This is a genomic window from Bacteroides sp. AM37-9, assembly GCF_003603455.1.
Classification (GTDB): Bacteria; Bacteroidota; Bacteroidia; order Bacteroidales; family Bacteroidaceae; genus Bacteroides; species Bacteroides xylanisolvens.
In genome coordinates, this window is sequence record NZ_QTNF01000004.1 from 1 (window position 1) to 20744 (window position 20744).

Consider the following 20744-nt stretch of genomic DNA (forward strand, 5'->3'; position numbering starts at 1 on the left):
GCAAAGATATGGCGGCTAACAACTTATGTCAAGGCGGAAAATAGAATGGTTACGGAAAGAACCGTATCCGTACGGAATTTAGCCTCCAAATTTTCCTTACGGGTTTATATAGTTCATATCTAATTTACGAGGCAAAAAGAACCCCTTTATACAATTAGGATTACGCACACATATCTGAATATGATTCTTTTCTCTAAACCCTGCGTCTGGATAGAGTTCAACACCTTCCCAAAATACACCTTTCACTGAATCAAATTCTCTTCCTGATACTTCTCTGTTAATCTGATGTGCCGTTTCAATAACTGCACAATCCAATCTGCGCAATAGCTTATCTTCAGATATTCCTATTGTAGAATTTGTAGGAAGAGAAATCCCTGTTACACGACATGTTTCCACAAGTACATTATAAGATTCCTTCAATTCACCTAAATACAATGAATCTGTCAAGTCCATGCAGTATCCCAAATCAATAATAGCACCAATTACAGCTGGGCATTTAACAGATGAATGAGCTCTACCCATCATATCATTTGCATATTGCAATGCACGAAGCTCGTTGTTTTCCCAAAAATAGATTCCATGTCCCAGCCAATCATAATCATTAGTACTTGCAATTAGATCATCTTTACCTTCAATTATCTTATTTGCAATTGATTGATCACAACCATGAAAGCCAACAACAAGATTAGAACGACGTGAGTATAATGTTTCTTTCATCTATAAATTTTGGTAAGTTCACCTGATTTAGAGACTATTCCAGCTTTTTTTAGAAAAGATTGGGCATTCCTTTTATTAGCTGTAATTTTCTTCACTACCTCAACTCTAAGTTCTTCCCGAGTTTTTATTTTCTTTGTAGCAGTCATTATATACCTCCTTTCTTGTACAAAGATAACTATTTAAATCCATAAACATAAAAAACAATCCCAAACTTTACGGATTTATAGCCTTTTAAGTAAGCCGTCTCCCTTTCAATTCCTCCAAACAAACAAGAGAAATGTTCTTTTTTTCAGATTAAGAAAGAAAACAAAACTGTTGAAGATGGGAATCCGGAATTAAAAGCATCCATATTATCACATATATATGCATATTACTGCCACAATACAGCATATATTTTCAGATGATATGCGTTTTCTTTAAAGAAATAAATGATTTTCCTCGGTGAGCAATAAGCCATTCCTCGGTGAGGAACACATCCTTCCTCACCGAGAAAGCCTTCCATACTCACCGACCAAGTTATAAAAGCCCTCGGAAAAGCCTGTTTATAGGCTAGTTCATCATCATATACGCACCAAAAAAGAATGATAAAACAAACTACATACGGGCAAACAGTAAGCATATAGATAGCAATACAGAGGAATTATTTATTTTTAGACAGGAATTATCCAGGATAACAAACAATCCTACATTCTTTCATCCAAAATGCAGAGCGTTTTTTCCTTCCCACAAACAAGTGACCGATATATTAAAAACAGAAAGAATAGAATATACCCTTTTTCAGATCAGCACATTTTTAATCCCATCCTTTCAACAACCATACTCTTTCAGAGTCTGCATCAACTTCGCGCCATTGATCGGCTTCACCAGATAATCATCACAACCGGCTTTCAACGCAGCTACCCGGTCAGCATCAAAGGCATGAGCAGTCAGGGCGATAATTGGAATTTCAGCATTGAACTTCCGGATCTCCGAGGTTGCAGTACGTCCGTCCATAACAGGCATCTTCATATCCATCAGTACCAAATCCACCGGTTGGGTACGGACAATCTCAACTGCCTCCAGTCCATTCGGTGCGTGTAACAACTGGCATTTGTTTTTCAAGATAGAAGATACCAAAAAGAAGTTACTTTGTATATCTTCAACGACCAGTACTCTTTTAGGTACTTTTTTTGTTTCTTCGGAGTCAAGAATATTTTCTTTATTCGCATCCTTCTCATTGTTCCGACGTGAAGAAGTCGGTTCGCTGTTAACCGATTCGAACTGGCATGGCAAAACCGCCCAAAATAAAGACCCTTTATCAAATTCTGACTCAAAGCCTATCTCTCCTCTGCAAGCCTCAACAATGGCTTTACAAATGGACAATCCCAATCCGGTTCCCTGTGCAAATTCATCCAGTTTCTCAAAACGATGAAATACTTTATCTTTTTTATCCTCCGGTATGCCGATACCTGTATCGCGAACGTAAAGACGAATATTTTCGTCTATCTTCTCATACCCCATTTCAATAGTTCCTTTGGAGGTATATTTGATAGCATTAGTTACAAAGTTAGTGAGAATCTGCGCTAACCGGTTTTTATCCAAACGAACGGTACAGGCTTCATAAGGATTCACGGGAACTAACCGAACCTGCGGATTTACTACACGACGATGCATCGAAGCAGCTAATTCGTTGAAATAAACAGCCAAATCAAAATTTTCGTATTTCAGTTCTACCGAGCCGGCTTCTATTTTCGAAAGATCCAGTATGTCGTTAATCAGCTTCAAAAGCAACTCATTGTTGGCATTGATAATCTGAATAAATTCTTCTTTTTCTTCTTGATCTTCCGTCACCATCAATAAGTCGGAAAAACCAACGATAGCATTTAACGGTGTACGAATTTCATGGCTCATATTTGCCAGAAAGGCGGATTTCAACTTATCGGATTGTTCAGCGCGGCTCCTTGCCTTTTCAAGTTCACCAATCATGTGCTGCCGCTCGGTAACATCATCTACACGAATCACGACACCGTCAACATCTCCCTGTTCATTAAATATGGGAGTAGCAAAGACTTCTATGACATGCTTGTTATCCAGATTAAACAAGATAGACTCTACCTGACCGGATTTCCGGGCACGTTGCATCACACAATTCTCACAAGGAGTAGTGCGATTATGGGCTGTCAGATAGCAAGGTTCTCCTTTTTTGTAAGCCTCATAAGAAAGGCTTTTACTACAAAGCGAGATATTCTCCCATTGTACGATATAGTCGTTCGCAATATATGCCAATCCCGAATTAATATTGTTCAATACCAATTCATTCTGACGAATCAAATGGATCATTCTTTGTTCGCTCTCAAGAAGTTCTTTTTTCGAACGCACAACCTCTTCGTAAAGATTGTCATATTTGTTTTGCCACAGAACACGTTCGGTGACATCTTGGCTTATCACCATATAATTCGTAATTTCTGACTTTTCATTATGTACGAAAGAAACCGTAATCTCGAAGAATTTTATACCGGACAGGTTAGTAGGAAAAAGACGACGCAAGTCATCAAAATCATATTTTGCCACAAAGCGTACAGTTTCTCCTTTTCTGACCTGTTCCTTGATTTCATCAGAGAAACTAGTGTAATTGAATAGATTATAGCCCAGAATATCCTTTTTGTCTTTTATCCCCATTGATCTCAACCGTGAATAATTGACATCTATCATGAGACCGTCCTTATCATACAATTCCAAGCCTACAGACAAGTCATTAAAGATATTATGCAATAAGTTATCAGCTATCCCATTTACCAAAGTCTGTTCCATGCAGCAAAATTTGTATAGTATTACAATATTGATTGTTTATCCAAGCAAAGTTACTTCAATATTTTGTTACATAGAAAGAAAGAGGCCTTTTAGCCTCTTTCAGTATCTTTATTTCGCATTTTGGTATAAGAAGCCTTCTGCTTTCGCTAATGTTTCCGGTTTGCCTATATCAATCAGATGCAACTTTTCTGTCAAGTAACCACCATAGTTTACTTGCCGGCAAGTGGCAAGATAGAAATCCATGATAGAGAATTTTCCATCCCATGAGGGAGAGGTCATCCATTGAAAAATGGCGGGCGAAAGTACATGGATGCCACTGAATGCATATTCTTGATAAAGGGAAGAATCATACTGAAAACCTTCCGGTTTCACTTGTTCCGTATCCTTGTTTATCCATCCGCAAAGTCTCTTATCTGTATCAAAAAGAAGATAGCGGGAGGTTTTACGTTGGCTGGCCAGTAAAGTGGCAACAGCACCGCTTCGTAAATGGTAGTCATATAATTCTTTCAGATTCACGTCTGAAAGAATATCGACATTGTGTATCAGGAAAGGCTCATCGGAGTTTTCAAAGAAAGAACGGGCTTTCTTAATTCCCCCACCGGTGTCGAGCAACAGATCGCGTTCATCGGAAATATGTATGATAAGCCCAAAATTCTCATTGGCTTCTAAGAAATCAAGTATTTGTTCGCCAAAATGATGGATATTAATCACTATTTCTGTGAATCCGGCAGCTTTCAGTTTTAAGATCACATGTTCCAACATCGGATGTCCGGCTATGGGAACCAAAGCCTTCGGCATGGTATCGGTGAGCGGCTTCAGCCGGCTACCCAAACCGGCTGCAAATATCATTGCTTTCATTCTTTCGGTTACTTTCTTCTTTAATATTTACTCTTCTTAGATTGTTGCCTCAAACGTATGTTCGATATTCTGTTCCCGATGCACCAGTTCGACTTTCACACCAAATTTCTGATTCAGGTGCTCTGCCAGATGCTGGGCAGAATAAACAGAACGATGCTGTCCGCCGGTGCAACCGAAGCAGACGGACAAATTGCTGAATCCGCGTTCCATATAACGTTGCACGGAGGCATCCACCAAAGCATAGACATGATCGAGGAAACGGAGTATTTCTCCATCTTCTTCCAAGAAAGTGATTACAGGTTCATCCAGTCCGGTGAAAGGTTTGTAACGCTCATACTTACCGGGATTATTCACGGCGCGACAGTCGAATACATAACCTCCTCCATTGCCGGTAGAGTCATCAGGAATTCCTTTCTTATAGGCAAAACTCATTACTTTGACGGTTAACTGCCGCTTTTTCAGATCGTCCGTAAATTGTTTCAGTCCGGTAAGCTCTCGCAAAACGTTACAGAGATACGGATATTCCGGATATTCTTCTTTCAACAATTCACGCAGGTTTTCGATGGCATAAGGAACACTTTGGATAAAATGCGGTTTCTTTTCAAAGTAACCACGGAAACCATAAGCTCCCAGCACTTGCAGCGTACGGAAAAGGACAAAGTGACGAAGCTGGCTATAAAAATAGGATTCGTCAATCGGTTGGTATTTGCGAAGAGCTTCCATATACTCTTGCAGCAGTTCTTTACGAAGACTATCGGGATATTTCGCTTTCGCTTGCCACAGGAAAGAGGCTATGTCATAATAGAACGGGCCTTTGCGTCCGCCCTGAAAGTCGATAAACCATGGTTCGCCATCTTTTATCATCACATTACGGCTCTGAAAATCACGATACATAAAAGTAGCGGAAGAACTACGAAGCAAGACATCACTCATTTTCTGGAAATCATCTTCCAGTTTATCCTCCTGAAACTCCATACCGGTAGCTTTCAGGAAGCAATATTTAAAGTAATTCAAATCCCACAAAATGGAACGTTGATTGAACTCCGGTTGAGGATAACAACGGGAAAAATCAAATCCATCGGCCCCGGCAAACTGAATGGCAGGAAGCAAACGAATCGTTTTGCGAAGCAACTCTTTTTCCTCTTCTGAAAAGACGCTGGTAGCACGTCCTTTCTCTATGGCATGGAACAACAGAGTATCGCCCAAATCCTCCTGCAAATAATAGGTCTTATCTTCCGAAACGATGCGCACTTCGGGAACAGGCAGTCCACATTTGTGGAAGTGTCCTGCCATATAAAGAAATGCTTCATTCTCATCGATAGAAGCTCCGTAAACTCCAATCAATGTTTCTATACCCGTCAGCCGAAAATAACGGCGGTTGGAACCGGAAGACGGTAATTCTGTTATGTTTTCAGCGGGAACGCCCGTATATGACTGATAAAGTTTCTGTAGTTCTTCGGTAATCATAGTCGTATATTTTCGAGCAAAGATAGAGAATCTAGCTAAATAATACTATCTTCCCGCTGATAAAAACCGGCTACTTTACCTAATCTGCTGTGTACAGGCCTTTACTTCCAATAAGCCGGTTATTTAAAAAAGTTGTTGGAATGGCTCCCTATGAATATAAGATGAAGAATTAGCAATTCTCATTGTATTCAAGGATTTTCAGTGCAGAGATTAAAGATTTTCAGTACAGAAATTTATAATAGTTTATGCAGTCGAGTAGTCATCCCCTTATAATGGGACAACTTATCTTTAGAAGGACGGAAAGCTTTAAAGATACAAAATTAAATAGAGAAAAGCAACTATATATAACTCTTTTACCTGAAGGAATACAAAATAAGTTTGCTTTTCAACAAACATTCATCCGAATGTATTATCTTTGTTTTAGTTTAACTGACCTAATCTCATGAGAAGAAAGACCTTTTTACTACTATGCATCGCATTTATCACACTGTTTATCGGCATCTCCCCTCTTCAAGCCGGTCATTATTACTATAAGCAAATCTCACTAAAAGACGGACTGCCTTCTACCGTACGATGCATCTTAACGGATGAACAAGGTTTTGTATGGATTGGAACCCGCTCCGGACTGGGACGATATGACGGACATGAACTTAAAAAGTATGTCCATCAGTCAAACAACCCTCATTCCATTCCTCACAATTTAATCTACCAGCTGATAGAAGATGTACAAAACAATATATGGATTCTGACAGATAAGGGAGTGGCACGTTATCAGCGGCAAAGCGATGACTTTCTTATACCGACTGATGAAACAGGAAATAATATCATCGCCTATTCCGTCTGCCTGACTGATGATGGAGTGTTATTCGGTTCGAAAAATAAAATCTTTTTCTATAATTATCAGGATGCCACTTTCCGCCTCCTGCAAACGTTTGACCTAGAGCCCAATTATAATGTGACTCTGCTAAGTCTATGGGATAAACGAACATTACTTTGTTGTAGTCGTTGGCAAGGACTACTCCTGCTCGACCTGAATACCGGAAAATGCCGCCGTCCTCCTTTCGATTGCGGAAAGGAAATAATGAACGTACTCATAGACTCACAAAAAAGAATCTGGGTAGCCCCTTACAACGGAGGGCTGAACTGCCTGACACACGACGGTAAACTACTGGCTACATATACTACCCACAACTCTTCTCTAAGTAACAATGTTGTACTAAGTCTCGCCGAACGGGAAGGAGAAATCTGGATTGGAACAGACGGAGGAGGCATTAATATTCTCGACCCGGAAACCGGACATTTTTCTCTGCTGGAACATGTGCCCGGAAGTGACAACTATTCACTTCCCGCCAACTCTATCTTATGCCTATACAACGACTACAACAACAATATATGGGCAGGCAGCATCCGCAACGGACTAATCAGCATCCGGGAAGTTTCCATGAAAACATATACAGACGTACCACCCGGCAACGACCGGGGACTTAGCAACAATACCGTTCTAAGTCTTTTCCAGGAATCTCAAGATCAAATCTGGGTAGGTACGGACGGAGGAGGTATCAACAACTTTAATCCGCTCACAGAGAAATTTACTCATTACCCTTCCACCTGGGAAGACAAAGTTGCCTCTATCTGTCAGTTTACTCCCGGTAAATTATTAATTTCTATTTTCTCACAAGGAGTATTTATTTTCAATCCGGCAACTGGAGAAAAACAACCTTTCACCATTGTCGACGCTGAAACAACAGCACTCTTATGCAATCGAGGCAAGGCTGTAAATCTACTCCGGAACACTCATCACAGCATTCTGTTCCTTGGAGAACATATCTATATATATGATTTGAATACACGTACTTTCAGTACCGCTATAGAACAGGAAAAACAAGATATTATCGGTGCTCTCCTGCCAATCGGCAATTATAGGAACACCACTTATCTAAATGATACGAAGCACATATATGAACTGGACAACCATACAAACCGGCTGAAAGCCCTATACAGATGCTGGAAAGACACGACCATCAACTCCGTTTCAAGAGACGAAGAGGGAAACTTCTGGATTGGGAACAATTACGGATTGGTACACTACAATCCCGCCACCAAAATACAGACTCCGATCCCGACCTCTCTATTTAGTGAAATCACTTTGATCGTATGCGACCAGCAAGGAAAAGTATGGATAGGAGCTGACAGCATGCTTTTCGCTTGGCTTATCAAAGAAAAAAAGTTCGTTCTATTCGGCGAATCAGACGGCGTAATCCAGAACGAATATCTTTCCAAACCCCGCCTGTTAAGTATGCAGGGAGACGTCTATATGGGTGGAGTAAAAGGTTTACTGCACATTAACTGCAAAATACCATTAACAACTTCTGAACTTCCCCAACTCCAATTATCCGATGTCATCATCAATGGAGAATCCGTGAATAACGAATTAACCAATCGACCAACAGGGATCTCCGCTCCCTGGAACAGTAATATCACTATCCGGATCATGTCGAAAGAGAAGGACATTTTCCGACAGAAAGTGTACAGATACCAGATAGAAGGGCTGAATGACCAGCAAATCGAATCGTACAATCCCGAACTGGCTATACGTTCACTTCCTCCGGGAAGTTATAAGATTATGGCTTCATGTACAGCTAAAGATGGCAGTTGGATTCCCAGTCAGGAAGTACTGGAACTAACCATTCTCCCTCCCTGGTATCGGACATGGTGGTTTATTCTTAGCTGTACCGTTCTTACTGCTGCCGCTATTATTGAAACTTTCCGAAGAACTCTAAAGCGTAAGGAAGAAAAACTGAAATGGGCAATGAAGGAACATGAACAACAGGTATATGAAGAAAAAGTACGTTTCCTTATTAATATCAGTCATGAGCTGCGCACACCTTTAACGCTCATACACGCACCGCTTAGCCGGATACTGAAATCGCTTTCTGCCGAAGATACACAATATTTACCTATAAAAGCAATCTATCGCCAGTCACAGCGAATGAAAAACCTTATTAATATGGTACTCGATGTACGCAAAATGGAGGTTGGGGAAAGTAAATTGCAGATACAGCCGTATGCTCTCAATCAATGGATTGAACATGTATCCCAAGATTTCGTCAGCGAAGGTGAAGCTAAAAACGTCCGTATCCGCTATCAGCTTGACCCACAGGTCAATACTGTAAGTTTCGATAAAGATAAGTGTGAGATTATTCTAAGCAATCTGCTTATCAATGCCTTGAAACACAGTCCACAAGATGCAGAAATAACAATTACATCGGAGTTGCTTTCCGAGAAAAATAGCGTACGTATCTCCATCATTGACCGGGGAAACGGATTGAAACAAGTAAATACACAAAAACTCTTCACCCGTTTCTATCAAGGTACAGGAGAGCAAAGCGGCACAGGTATCGGATTATCTTATTCCAGGATTCTGGTAGAACTACACGGAGGCTCCATCGGTGCACGGGATAATCAGGAAGCTGGTGCAACATTCTTCTTTGAACTACCCTTGAGACAACAATCGGAAGAGATCGTCTGTCAGCCGAAGGCATATCTGAACGAATTGATGAACGATGATAGCAAAGAACAGTTACCGGAGGAAAATACGTTTGATACGAGTCCTTACAGTATTCTAGTGGTGGATGACAATCCGGATTTGACGGATTTTCTGAAAAAGTCACTGGGAGAATATTTCAAACGGGTAGTGATTGCTTCCGATGGTGTGGAAGCCCTTCAACTGACCAGAAATCATGCTCCGGATATTATCGTCAGTGACGTGATGATGCCGAGAATGAATGGATATGAACTTTGCAAAAATATAAAGGAAGATATTACGATCAGTCACATTCCTATCATTCTGCTGACAGCAAGAGATGATAAACAAAGTCAGTTGAGTGGCTACAAGAACGGGGCGGACGCTTATCTGACTAAGCCCTTTGAGATAGAAATGCTAATGGAAATCATTCGCAACCGATTGAAAAACCGCGAATCTATCAAGAAAAGATATTTGAATACAGGATTAGTCCCTGCGCCGGAAGAGAGCACTTTCAGCCAGGCAGATGAAACATTTCTGCTGAAACTGAATAAAATTATTCAGGAACATCTGGATAGCAGCAATCTGGACGTCACTTTTATCTGCAAGGAGATAGGTATGAGCCGGGCTTCCCTTTACAATAAGCTAAAAGCTCTGACCGATATGGGAGCCAATGATTACATTAATAAATTCCGGATGGAGAAAGCGATCACATTAATCACCAGTACGGACATGTCGTTCACGGAAATTGCCGAGAAGGTCGGCTTCACTACTTCACGCTATTTCAGTACGGCTTTCAAACAATATACAGGAGAAACGCCAACTCAATATAAGGAGAAGAGAAAACAGGAACGGAAAAAAGAGTAATGAGCAGCTACCCGAAAAAACAAATATTCTTTAGGCACGGAATTCTAAGACCTGAGCAAATAATCCGTGCCTAAAAATTTTAATATACTGCAAGTTTCATTACTTACTCAACCATTGACTTTTTTATAGTCTTCCAGAAACTTCTTCAATCCCGAATCCGTCAACGGATGATTCAATAAACCCTTGATAGCACTCAACGGACAAGTAGCAACGTCCGCTCCCACTTCCACACATTCGATAATATGTTTCGTATTGCGGATAGAAGCAGCGAGCACTTGTGTCTTGTAATCATAGGTACGATACATACGTACAATATCTCCCACAAGCCCTACTCCATCTTCACAAATATCGTCCAGACGACCGACAAAAGGCGAAACATAGGTAGCTCCGGCTTTAGCTGCCAGTAATGCCTGTCCTACTGAAAAGACTAATGTACAGTTAGTACGGATTCCCTTTTCCGTGAAATGTTTGATCGCTTTAATGCCATCGGCAATACAGGGGACTTTTACTACAATATGCGGATTGAGCGCGGCAAGTTCTTCACCTTCACGAATCATTCCTTCATAATCGGTTGCTATCACTTCGGCACTGACATCTCCGTTGACAATCTTACATATCTTGATATAATGTTCACGCTGATTCTGCGTTCCTTTGATACCTTCTTTCGCCATCAGCGAAGGGTTGGTAGTCACTCCGTCAAGTACTCCGAGGGCATAAGCCTCCTGAATTTGCTCCAAATTAGCTGTGTCAATAAAAAATTTCATACTCTTAATTTTTAATGGTTAACGATCTAATAGTCAAAGATAATAATTTATTTCCATTCATCTCTGATTATGCAATCGTTATTGACGAATCAAGATATACATCCTGAATAGTATTCAATAATTCCACCCCTTCGTTCATTGGTTTCTGGAACGCTTTACGTCCGCTAATCAATCCCATACCTCCTGCACGTTTGTTGACTACAGCTGTAATGACTGCATCACGCAAATCGGAAGAACCGTGAGATTCTCCACCGGAGTTAATCAAACCAACGCGTCCCATATAGCCGTTGGCTACCTGGTAGCGGCAAAGGTCAATCGGATGTTCGGAAGCAAGTTCGGTATACATACGCTCGTCGATCTTTCCGAAACCGATAGCTTTGAAGCCACCATTATTAGTCGGAAGTTTCTGTTTCACAATATCAGCTTTGATAGTCACTCCCAAACGGTCGGCCTGTCCTGTCAGGTCGGCGGCAGCATGATAATCGACAGCACCTTTCTTGAAATCATTATTGCGCAGGTAACACCAAAGAATGGTTGCCATCCCCAGTTCGTGAGCATATTCAAAAGCTTCGGCTATCTCCACGAGCTGACGGCGACTCTGTTCCGAACCGAAATAGATAGTGGCGCCTACCGCTACTGCTCCCATATTCCAGGCTTCTTTAACGGTACCAAACAATACTTGGTCGAAACTGTTAGGATAAGAAAGTAATTCATTGTGATTCAACTTAACGATAAAAGGTATTTTATGGGCATATTTACGTGCTACGGATCCAAGAATCCCAAAGGTAGAAGCTACTCCATTACAGCCTCCTTCAATAGCCAGTTTTACGATATTTTCCGGATCGAAATAGATCGGATTGGGGGCAAACGATGCTCCGGCAGTATGTTCGATGTCCTGATCGACAGGAAGTATAGACACATAACCGGTATTTGCCAGGCGGCCATGTCCCAACAACGTTTGCAGACTGTTCAATACTCTGATGCTCCGGTCCGAATCAATCCATACTTTATCTATTGTATCGGGAGACGGAACGTGAATCAGTGATTTATCAATGGTTTCGCAAGTGTGGTCCAGGTAATAACAGGCCTTATCTCTTAATAATTCTACTACTTTACTCATAACTTCATTTTTTAATGTGTAACTTTTCTATTTTTTCTTTCCCTGATTGGCTACTGCTTCCATCAGTTTTTTGATCTCTTCCGGGTTTCCCAGGAAATAGTCGTTGGCCACGTTCAGGTTTTCATCAAACTCAAAAACGTAAGGCACAGCAGTAGGCAGATTCAGTTTTATGATATCTTCATCGGAGATATTTTTCAAATGTTTTATAATACCCCGCAGGCTATTACCATGAGCCACAACCAATAAAGTATGGGCCGTTTTCAGACTGGGGAATATATCACTTTCCCAGTAAGGCATGATACGTTCAATGGTATCTTTCAATGATTCGGTACGAGGTAACTCGGCGTCGGGCACTTCATGATAACGGTAATCAAAACGCGGGTTTCTCAAATCACTCTCCGAAAGCGGATTGGGAGCTATATCATAGCTACGACGCCACACAAGCACTTGTTCTTCTCCATATTTCTCGGCAGTCTCGGCTTTATTCAATCCCTGCAATTCACCATAATGCTTTTCATTCAGGCGCCAGTTTTTCTCTACAGGTATCCAGTCCAGATTCATCTTATCGAGAACACAGTTCAAGGTTTTCACCGCACGCTTCAAATAGGAAGTATAAGCCTTATCGAAATTGAAACCATATTCTTTCAATGTCTCTCCGGCTTTTTCAGCTTCGGCAACTCCCTTTTCTGTCAGATCGACATCTGTCCAGCCCGTGAAGCGGTTTTCTTTATTCCATGCACTCTCTCCGTGACGAAGTAATACTATCTTTTTCATTTCTAAAATTCTCCTTTCTTCTTTTTATATATACAACAGATTGTTTCTTCACAAAGTTCACTAGAAAACAAATAGTTATCAATACCTAGAAATAATGATTCTTTCTGCAAAGAAGCGGGATGCAGTAATCAGGGACATAAAAAAATACCCTCCTCTAATTCTAAGCTTGCATTATGGATGATGATTCATCAAAGCAAGGTTATCATTAGAGAAGAGTAAGTCTGTTAAAGTAAAAAAGAGAGAGTTTATATATACAAGAAAATCTGTTCTACTTTTCTGTTCTTTTTAAAAAGTTCCACTGTTGAAGTCTACACATCAGCATCTTTTCCATAATAGGTTTCTTTCGTCTTTTTGATGTTTCTCAGCAAAGATGAATAGTGGCGATAGTTCATATCTCCTTCCTTACAAGCTGCCAACTGTTCCTTTACATGCTCTTCAATCTTGTCCAGATGTTTCTCCATAAAGAGTTGAATATCAGAACGGGTAACTGTCATATTCAAACTTGTATTATCTTTCTCATTAGGTTTAATCACACGCTCTACAAACGACAGATAAGTCCGGTGTGTTTGACGACGGAAATTGTTCTCCAACTCATTAGGATCGTTCAACGGTTTCCATACAGCGACAAATACGTCATTCAAATACTCGTCCAGTGAATACGGTTCGGGTACGCTGAAGGAAGTTGAATAGATATTGTGAAGCATTCCCGGCGCAAGCAACAAAGCTAACGCAGAACTCTGACGGTCGCTAATTTCATCTACCGCTTTCAGGCCTACACGACTTACCACTTCGTTCGGATAGAGCCAGAGGGGAGCTACGAACAAGTTACGTCCCAACCATTCAACAACCTCTTTTTGTATACTACGCGGCACATAATCACGCCCTTTGCTATCCGGCACATTTTTGGTATAACGGCCTCCCAGATTTTTCTGTACTTGCAGCGTATACTTCAGATATTGGACGCGAACTGAATTATAGATAGTATTCAAATCGTCATACTGACCGTCAGGTTGCGCCGTCCAAGTCAGAATGTTCTCCATCACTCTTTTCAGATTCTTGATACCATATTCATTAGCCTTCATATTATTGTCGCCCAAATCTTCGCTTTGGCTGCGCGGGTCAGAGCCTTTTCCTTCATCACCGATAAACAATAAACGATGGTCTCCTTTCAGTTTCTTGGTAACTTCGGCGCGTAATGCCGCTTTCTCTTTAAAGGGGTCTTTAAATTCCGGACGATATTGATATCCCCATTTTATAGCCCATTTATCATAATCGCCAATGCGAGGGAAAAGTCCTTTTTCTGAAATCCGGTCTTCAGGCTGTGCCACATAATTGAATCGTGCATAGTCCATGATTGATACCGTGTGACCGTTCGCTTCCACCCAGGCTTTATCACGTAACTTCTCTACCGGAGTAGCTGAACTGGCAGCCATATTGTGACGCAAACCGAGTGTGTGTCCTACTTCATGCGAGGAGACAAACTGAATCAGAGTTCCCATTAATTTGTCATCAAAGGTCATTGATTGCGCACGTTTATCCAAAGGTCCGCACTGCACCATATACCATTTCTTAAGTAGGTTCATCACGTTATGATACCAACAGATATGACTTTCCATTATTTCTCCGCTACGCGGATCTACAATACGCGGTCCGTAGGCATTCTCTGTTTCCGAAGGCAAATAACGCAATACACTATAACGTGCATCATCCAAGCTCATTGTGGGATCGTCCGGCCACTCTTTGGCAATAATGGCATTTTTAAATCCGGCTGCTTCAAAAGCAACATTCCAATCGTTCACACCGGCTTTAAGATAAGGGATCCATTTCTTGGGTGTCGCCGGGTCTATATAGTATACAATAGGGCGTTTCGGTTCAGTGAGTTGTCCCCGACGATAACGTTCCGGGTCTTTCGGTTCCAACCGATAACGCTGAATGATAGCTCCACGCGATGTGACTTGCTGTTCATCAGAGAATTCTGTCACCGGATTCTGAAAAAAGCCGACCCGTTCATCTGCCAGTCTCGGCTGCATCGGCTCTTTAGGCAACATTACCATACTGGTATTCAGTTTCACAGTCACTGATCCTGTTGCCGCAGCCGGCAGTTTGCCGGAAGTTATGTTGTAAGTACGCAAAGTTACTACTTCCACATTAATAGGATAGGTCTTTATAGTATCCATAAATGTACGATCCTGAACTAAAGAACCAATACCAAGAATAGAACGGTCACTTGATGTAAAGCCACAGGTCTTGTTATCACTTAAAAGGAACTTGGAGACGTTGACAAGCTGTGCCCGGGTCTCCGGATTTCTACCAATAACATCAAACTTACCGATAACCGGATCTACAGTAGACTGCTTCAACGCCTCTGCTATCTTATCACCCGGGCGGGCAAACTGCGACTGCACATATTCACGTAAAAAGAGAGTTTTATCGTTATGTTGTTCCCAATAAACCACACTTCGATTCACTTCTTCTCCACTAAGCATTTTAAATCCTTGCGGAACAGCTTTAAAGCGGGTAACAACCAATAACAATCGTCCCAATAAAGAATCCGGTACTTCAAAATACCAGTCATCTTTGATGTGACGGATCGTGAACATACCCTCACATTCACTTCCTCCATCTTTCAACAGTTTCTCGTAAGCGGTAGCCTTCTTGACAGTGTCTTTTTTGACCGTATCTTCATGAACTACCAGATTTTTGGTTCCATACTCCAGCGGAAGTTTACCACCGGCATACACTCCAACACATTGCAGTGTAAGGAGTATGTATGCCGCCATTATTAAAATTTTTCGCATCGCTTTTCTCTTTATTTTTTTATTCGTTAGTGTTCAGCGTTATGTTCGGATTCTTTTCGCGGGCATCTACCGGGAATGGAATGATATACAAACGTGAATCCGGGCGCAACGTATATGTCTTCTGCTCAACATCCGTAGAAACCACCGGGAACTTGCGGGTAATTGTCTTCGCATAATCAGCTTCCGTATTGTATCGTTTCAAATCCCAAAAACGGCTGAATCCCGAAATCAGTTCCCTGCGACGTTCGTCAATGACTGCCTGCACCATCTCACGTTCGGTAGCCGGTTCCGGCAATATGGCTTCCGAACCTCTGATTCTTTTTTCCCGCAACAAATTCAAAGTCCCGACAGCTCCCGATATGTCCTTCAACCGTGCTTTGGCTTCAGCCAGAATCAGATAAACTTCAGCAGTACGCATACCTACGGACATCGTCTGGAATCTGGAATAGGAGATTGAAGTATCCCACAAAGCAGCACCGGAGCCTTCATCAAAGTAATGGATACTGTTGCCGGTCGTTTTGAAGAACTGGTTCATACGTTCGTCATTCTGTCCGTAAAGTTGCAGCAACTCCGGACTTGCCATACCATACATATAAGCTAGATTGTCAGAGGTTCCTCCCATATAAGCATAGTTCAAAATCTCCGGATTACCGCCTTTGGCATAAGTCGACACCTTGGTCGGTCCACCTGCATCTGCCAACGCTATATAATCAATCAGACTGCTGTTCCGTTTCAACGATTCTTCCGCAGCTTCTTTCGCTTTCTTCCAGTCTCGATGGAACAGATAAACACGCGCAGCCAATGCATAACCAAACGCTTTGGACGGATGATATACATTCACCGGTTCTTCCTGCAAATAAGGAAGTGCATCTTCTATATCCTTAATGATGAAATCATAAACCTCGGCAACAGTCGATTTGGTCGGAGTAGCTTCCAAGTCATATTTACTGACGATGGGAATCCCGCCGTCATTCGCTGCCGTTTCCGGATTATAGGCTTTCGCATATGTATTCACTGCAATAAAGTGATCCCATGCACGCATGATCTTCGCTTCCGCTTTAGCCAGTTCCTTGGTGTCTTTGTCACCCTGGCTGTCGTCTATCAATGAAATCACAATATTTGACCGCAAGATGTATGTATAACAGTTAGCATACAGATTATTATCACTCAGTTCTTTCCTGTCGGCTTCCTCATTGAACGTCATATTGATTCCATCATAGGAAGTATATTCTTTGCCAATAATATTCGATTCTTTTGCCCAGACATTGTCACTTAACAATGCAAAAGACATCGGATGATAAGTACGGTTCGGCAAAGCCACCAATTCGTAGTAAGTTTGGGTAGAATCCACGGTTTTCTGACCCGTGGGAGTTATATCCACATAATTCTCACAGGCTGCAAACCCTATTATGAGAATAATCGGCAAAATATAAAGTAATTTACGCATATCCTATGTCTTTTAAATAGTTAGAAACTTGTTGATAATCCGATGGAGTAAGTTTTGGGCGAAGCCATACCACGTGTTCCACCATTCATATTGTAACTCTCGGGATCAATATCGCTCCCTGCCTTACACCAGGTAAACAGATTGTTCACTTGTACCTTTACCTTCAGCGAATTGAGACGAAGATGCTGGCAAATTGTTAGTGGTAAGTTATAACCTAAACTCAAGCTACGCAATTTCACATAGCCGGCATCCTTCACGTTTATATCGCCATACTTCCACCAATCCTCAAAAATACCCGCATAAGTTTTTACTTGTGACGGCATATCGTGATACATACGTACTTGCGCATCCGGTTCATCCGCGCTCCAACGGTTGGAAATTCCTTTCAGCGTCTGACTTCCTATTTGGTCACTCATACTCACTACACTGTTACGCAGTTTGTTGCCACCGGCATACACGAAGAAAGCATTCAGATCGAAATTCTTATAATTGAGTCTGAAAGCCAGCGAGCCACTGAATTTCGGAGTCAATGAACCGAGGTTTACCAAGTCATCAGTACCTTTGAGCGATGAATTACTAGTAATACTGGCTACTGTGCCATCTTCATTGAATTTCACCAAATCATTCCCATCTTTATCCATCGCTACCGGATACCCATTCTCAATACGGCCTATACGATAAGCCCATAGCGTATTATAACTAGTACCTTCCATGAAATAGTCCTGCGGACTCTTAATAAAGGACGACACATTGTCCGCATCGCTGTGATCCACTTTCAGCATCTTGTTCTTATTATAGTCAAAGTTGAAATCGACAGCAAAATTCCAGTCTTTCTTACGGACGATGTTTGCCGTGAGGGAAAGTTCCACCCCTCGGTTACGCATCTCGCCATTATTCACTTTACGTGATTTTGCCCCCATAGTCGGATCCATATACCGGCTTACAAGCAAATCGGACGACTGGCGGTTGTAGTATTCCAAACTACCGCTAATCACATTATTGAACAGGCGGAAATCCAATCCTATATTATAAGTAGCTGTCTTTTCCCAACGCAGTTTCGGATTGGGCAGGTCATCGTCTTCATACGTCAGATAGGTCGTTTTGATAGGGTTGCTCTGTGTCTTTTGTTTGACAATAAAATAAGTGGTCGAACTTTGGTCTACGTTACCGTTGATACCGTAAGTCATACGCGCTTTAAGATAATCCAACCAAAAAATCTCTTTCATAAATGATTCTTCCGACAGGATCCAGGAAGCACCGACAGACCACAAAGGATGACGCTGTTTACGAATATCAAGACCGAACAGATCGGCTTGATCCCAACGAATACTTCCCGACAGATGATAGCGGGATAGGAAAGAGTATGCCGCATTCGCATAAAAAGACGCATAACGATGGCGGGGTTCCTTTAAAGTGCCGGGCAGCCCCGACAAAGTAATCCTACTGCCGGAAAGGGCACTGGTTCCCACACCGTCGCGAAATTCCTGCCAGTTCATTTGATCGGAAGTCAGCGTTTGCGGATCGTAGCCATAAAATAATTGACTGGTAGATTTCGGAATCTTGTTTTCACGAAATTCCAATCCGGCAATGGCAGTCACTCTATGATCTTTCCAGCTGTTGTCAAAGTCTATCTGGTTTCGTACAGTATAGCGCTTACTTTCAACTTCCGACTGGGAATATCGACCACCTTGCGGCAAATGCGCTTTTCCATCCGTATCAACCATACTGTTGTGCAGCATACGTATTGCGTAAGAATCTTCCGAATCAAACTGTTCGTTCTTGCTCTTGTTCCATTCATACTGATACATAAAGTTGTACTTAAACATTTTCAGGAAACGAGCCTGTAAACTAACGAAGGGACGAATACTGACATCATGTGATTTAGTCTTACTTTCATCCAGTACGTCAAGCACATTGAAGCCAAACGATTTGTAAGGTGCAACACCCTCGGCACCACCCACAACACTTCCATTGTAAGAAACGTTACCTACATTGACGTAAGGAGACGTATAGCGATTGCCGTCGGCATCCAATATCCGTTCATACCTTTGCTGTATGGCATAGCCGGTATAGCTTGTATTCGGTGTGTCGCTGCGTCCCATACGTACATCTACGCCGGCATTCACATTCATCCAACTCGTAATTGCATAGTTCGACTTGTAATACAAGGAAATCCGATTGCTCTTGCTGCTTATGATACGCTGATTGTCAGTCTCATAATTAAAAGAAAGATAATGATTGTTATTTCCGGCCTTTTGAGATACACTCACATTATAACGTTGGGTCACGGCTGTACGCCAGGCGTTGTCGCGATATTCTTTATAATAGTCATTATTGCGCCATTGATTCAAAGTGGCATTTACCTCATCACTGCTGACATCTCCATTTTCCCGATCCAGATAAAGTTGGAACAGAGGATTGTAGTATCCGGATTTAAAACCGGACAAGTATCCCGACGCACTCCCTATTTCGGCTACATTGGCATCAAATACAGCCGTTTGGTAATCAATGATTTCACTGGTAGAAGCCAGATTCAAGCTCTTGAAATTTGGCTTGGTAGTGATAAACCAGTCGGCGTTTATAGACACGTTCGCACCTTCTTTTTTGGCTTGCTTCGTAGTGACCACAATAACTCCGTTTGCAGCCAAAGCACCATAAATACTAGCTGCAGCGGCATCTTTCAAGACAGTAATACTCTCTACATTATAAGGATTTATCTCACTCAAGGTCAGGTCGGTCGGCATATCATCCACAACAATCAACGGCATTGTTCCAACATTAGGCGAGAACGTACCTACACCACGAAGGATAGGGCTCATATCACCGTTATTCGGATTAATATTCATACGCAAACCGGCTATTTGCCCTTCCAAGGATGACGCCAGGTCACTATGCATCTGCCTTGTCAGTTGTTCAGAATCTATAAAGCCAAAAGAGGCAGTAGAACGTTCACGGCTAATGCGCTGATAACCCGTCACTACAACATCTCCCAATTGCTGTTTATCTTCATGCATAATCACATTGACATGAGTACGCCCTTTAATAGATACCTTTTCAGTTTGCATACCGACAAAAGAGACTTCCAATGTGTGGGTTTCCTCCATCACTTTACAAGTGAAATTTCCTTTGATATCGGAAATAGCTCCAAACGGGCTGTCGATTCCCCGGATATTCGCACCTGGCAGCGGATCCCCTTTTTCATCCACTACCCGCCCTTCGATGTTCCTGACTTTACGAGTAGTCGATGCAGGCTTCACTTTACGGACAGTGATAAAATGTTGTTTCACCTCATATTCAAAAGGTTTCCCTTCCAGTATTTTCTGGAGTGCCGCCAAAGGTGCCAACTGATGTATGCTTACGCTTACCCGGTACGCTCCGACATCTTCACTAGGAAAATTCACCTTATAACCGGACACATTGCTAAACTGCTTCAAAGCCTCTCCCAATGGCGCTTCCTTTAGTTCCAAAGAAATCAATTTGCTGTCCGTATTTTGTGCCCGTCCATGCAGGGCAATTACAAACATCAGCAATAAGAAGGCGGCTTTCATCCATACGACCTTTCTCATTGCCTTTTTGCGAGACAATGTAATTTGTTGCTTTTTCATAAAAGTTGTATTTG

The 20744-nt window shown here is 41.8% G+C and carries 11 protein-coding genes; 1 reads left to right on the forward strand and 10 read right to left on the reverse strand.

All coding sequences use genetic code 11. The features are described 5' to 3' along the window. Nucleotides 1-96 precede the first annotated feature (96 nt). From DW862_RS03910 to DW862_RS03930, 4 genes are all read right to left on the reverse strand, one after another. The gene (locus tag DW862_RS03910) at nt 97-717 is read right to left on the reverse strand and encodes a hypothetical protein (RefSeq protein WP_004300816.1); all 621 of its coding nucleotides are present in this window, start codon (nt 715-717) and stop codon (nt 97-99) included. 807 nt (nt 718-1524) lie between these two features. Continuing rightward, the gene (locus DW862_RS03920; RefSeq protein ID WP_120067311.1) at nt 1525-3507 is read right to left on the reverse strand and encodes a response regulator; all 1983 of its coding nucleotides are present in this window, start codon (nt 3505-3507) and stop codon (nt 1525-1527) included. A gap of 108 nt (nt 3508-3615) precedes the next feature. Further along, nucleotides 3616-4365 (reverse strand): nucleotidyltransferase family protein, encoded by a 750-nt coding sequence (locus DW862_RS03925; protein WP_004300821.1) that lies wholly within the window; start codon nt 4363-4365, stop codon nt 3616-3618. A gap of 36 nt (nt 4366-4401) precedes the next feature. Further along, nucleotides 4402-5832 carry a phosphotransferase gene (locus DW862_RS03930; RefSeq protein ID WP_004300822.1) on the reverse strand — a complete coding sequence of 477 codons (1431 nt, stop codon included), beginning with the start codon at nt 5830-5832 and terminating at the stop codon, nt 4402-4404. A 442-nt stretch (nt 5833-6274) separates the two neighbouring features. Between DW862_RS03930 and DW862_RS03940 the strand changes: the two genes are divergently transcribed. Beyond that, nucleotides 6275-10222: a two-component regulator propeller domain-containing protein gene (locus DW862_RS03940; RefSeq protein WP_120067313.1), complete on the forward strand. Its 3948-nt coding sequence runs from the start codon at nt 6275-6277 to the stop codon at nt 10220-10222. 107 nt (nt 10223-10329) lie between these two features. Here the strand turns inward: DW862_RS03940 and fsa are convergent, their stop codons facing one another. The 6 genes from fsa to DW862_RS03970 all read right to left on the reverse strand — a co-directional run bounded on the left by fsa (nt 10330) and on the right by DW862_RS03970 (nt 20730). After that, entirely contained in the window at nt 10330-10986 is a 657-nt protein-coding gene (gene fsa / locus DW862_RS03945; protein ID WP_120067314.1) for a fructose-6-phosphate aldolase, read from the reverse strand. 67 nt (nt 10987-11053) lie between these two features. After that, nucleotides 11054-12106: a class I fructose-bisphosphate aldolase gene (locus DW862_RS03950; protein ID WP_120067315.1), complete on the reverse strand. Its 1053-nt coding sequence runs from the start codon at nt 12104-12106 to the stop codon at nt 11054-11056. Between the two features lie 27 nt (nt 12107-12133). Next, nucleotides 12134-12880, reverse strand: coding sequence for a 2,3-diphosphoglycerate-dependent phosphoglycerate mutase (gpmA, locus tag DW862_RS03955; RefSeq protein WP_008026056.1), 747 nt, complete (start codon nt 12878-12880; stop codon nt 12134-12136). Nucleotides 12881-13188: 308 nt separating this feature from the next. Then, entirely contained in the window at nt 13189-15678 is a 2490-nt protein-coding gene (locus DW862_RS03960; protein WP_120067316.1) for a zinc-dependent metalloprotease, read from the reverse strand. 19 nt (nt 15679-15697) lie between these two features. Further along, nucleotides 15698-17125: a RagB/SusD family nutrient uptake outer membrane protein gene (locus DW862_RS03965; protein ID WP_120067317.1), complete on the reverse strand. Its 1428-nt coding sequence runs from the start codon at nt 17123-17125 to the stop codon at nt 15698-15700. A 20-nt stretch (nt 17126-17145) separates the two neighbouring features. Further along, entirely contained in the window at nt 17146-20730 is a 3585-nt protein-coding gene (locus tag DW862_RS03970; protein ID WP_120067318.1) for a SusC/RagA family TonB-linked outer membrane protein, read from the reverse strand. Between the last annotated feature and the right edge of the window lie 14 nt (nt 20731-20744).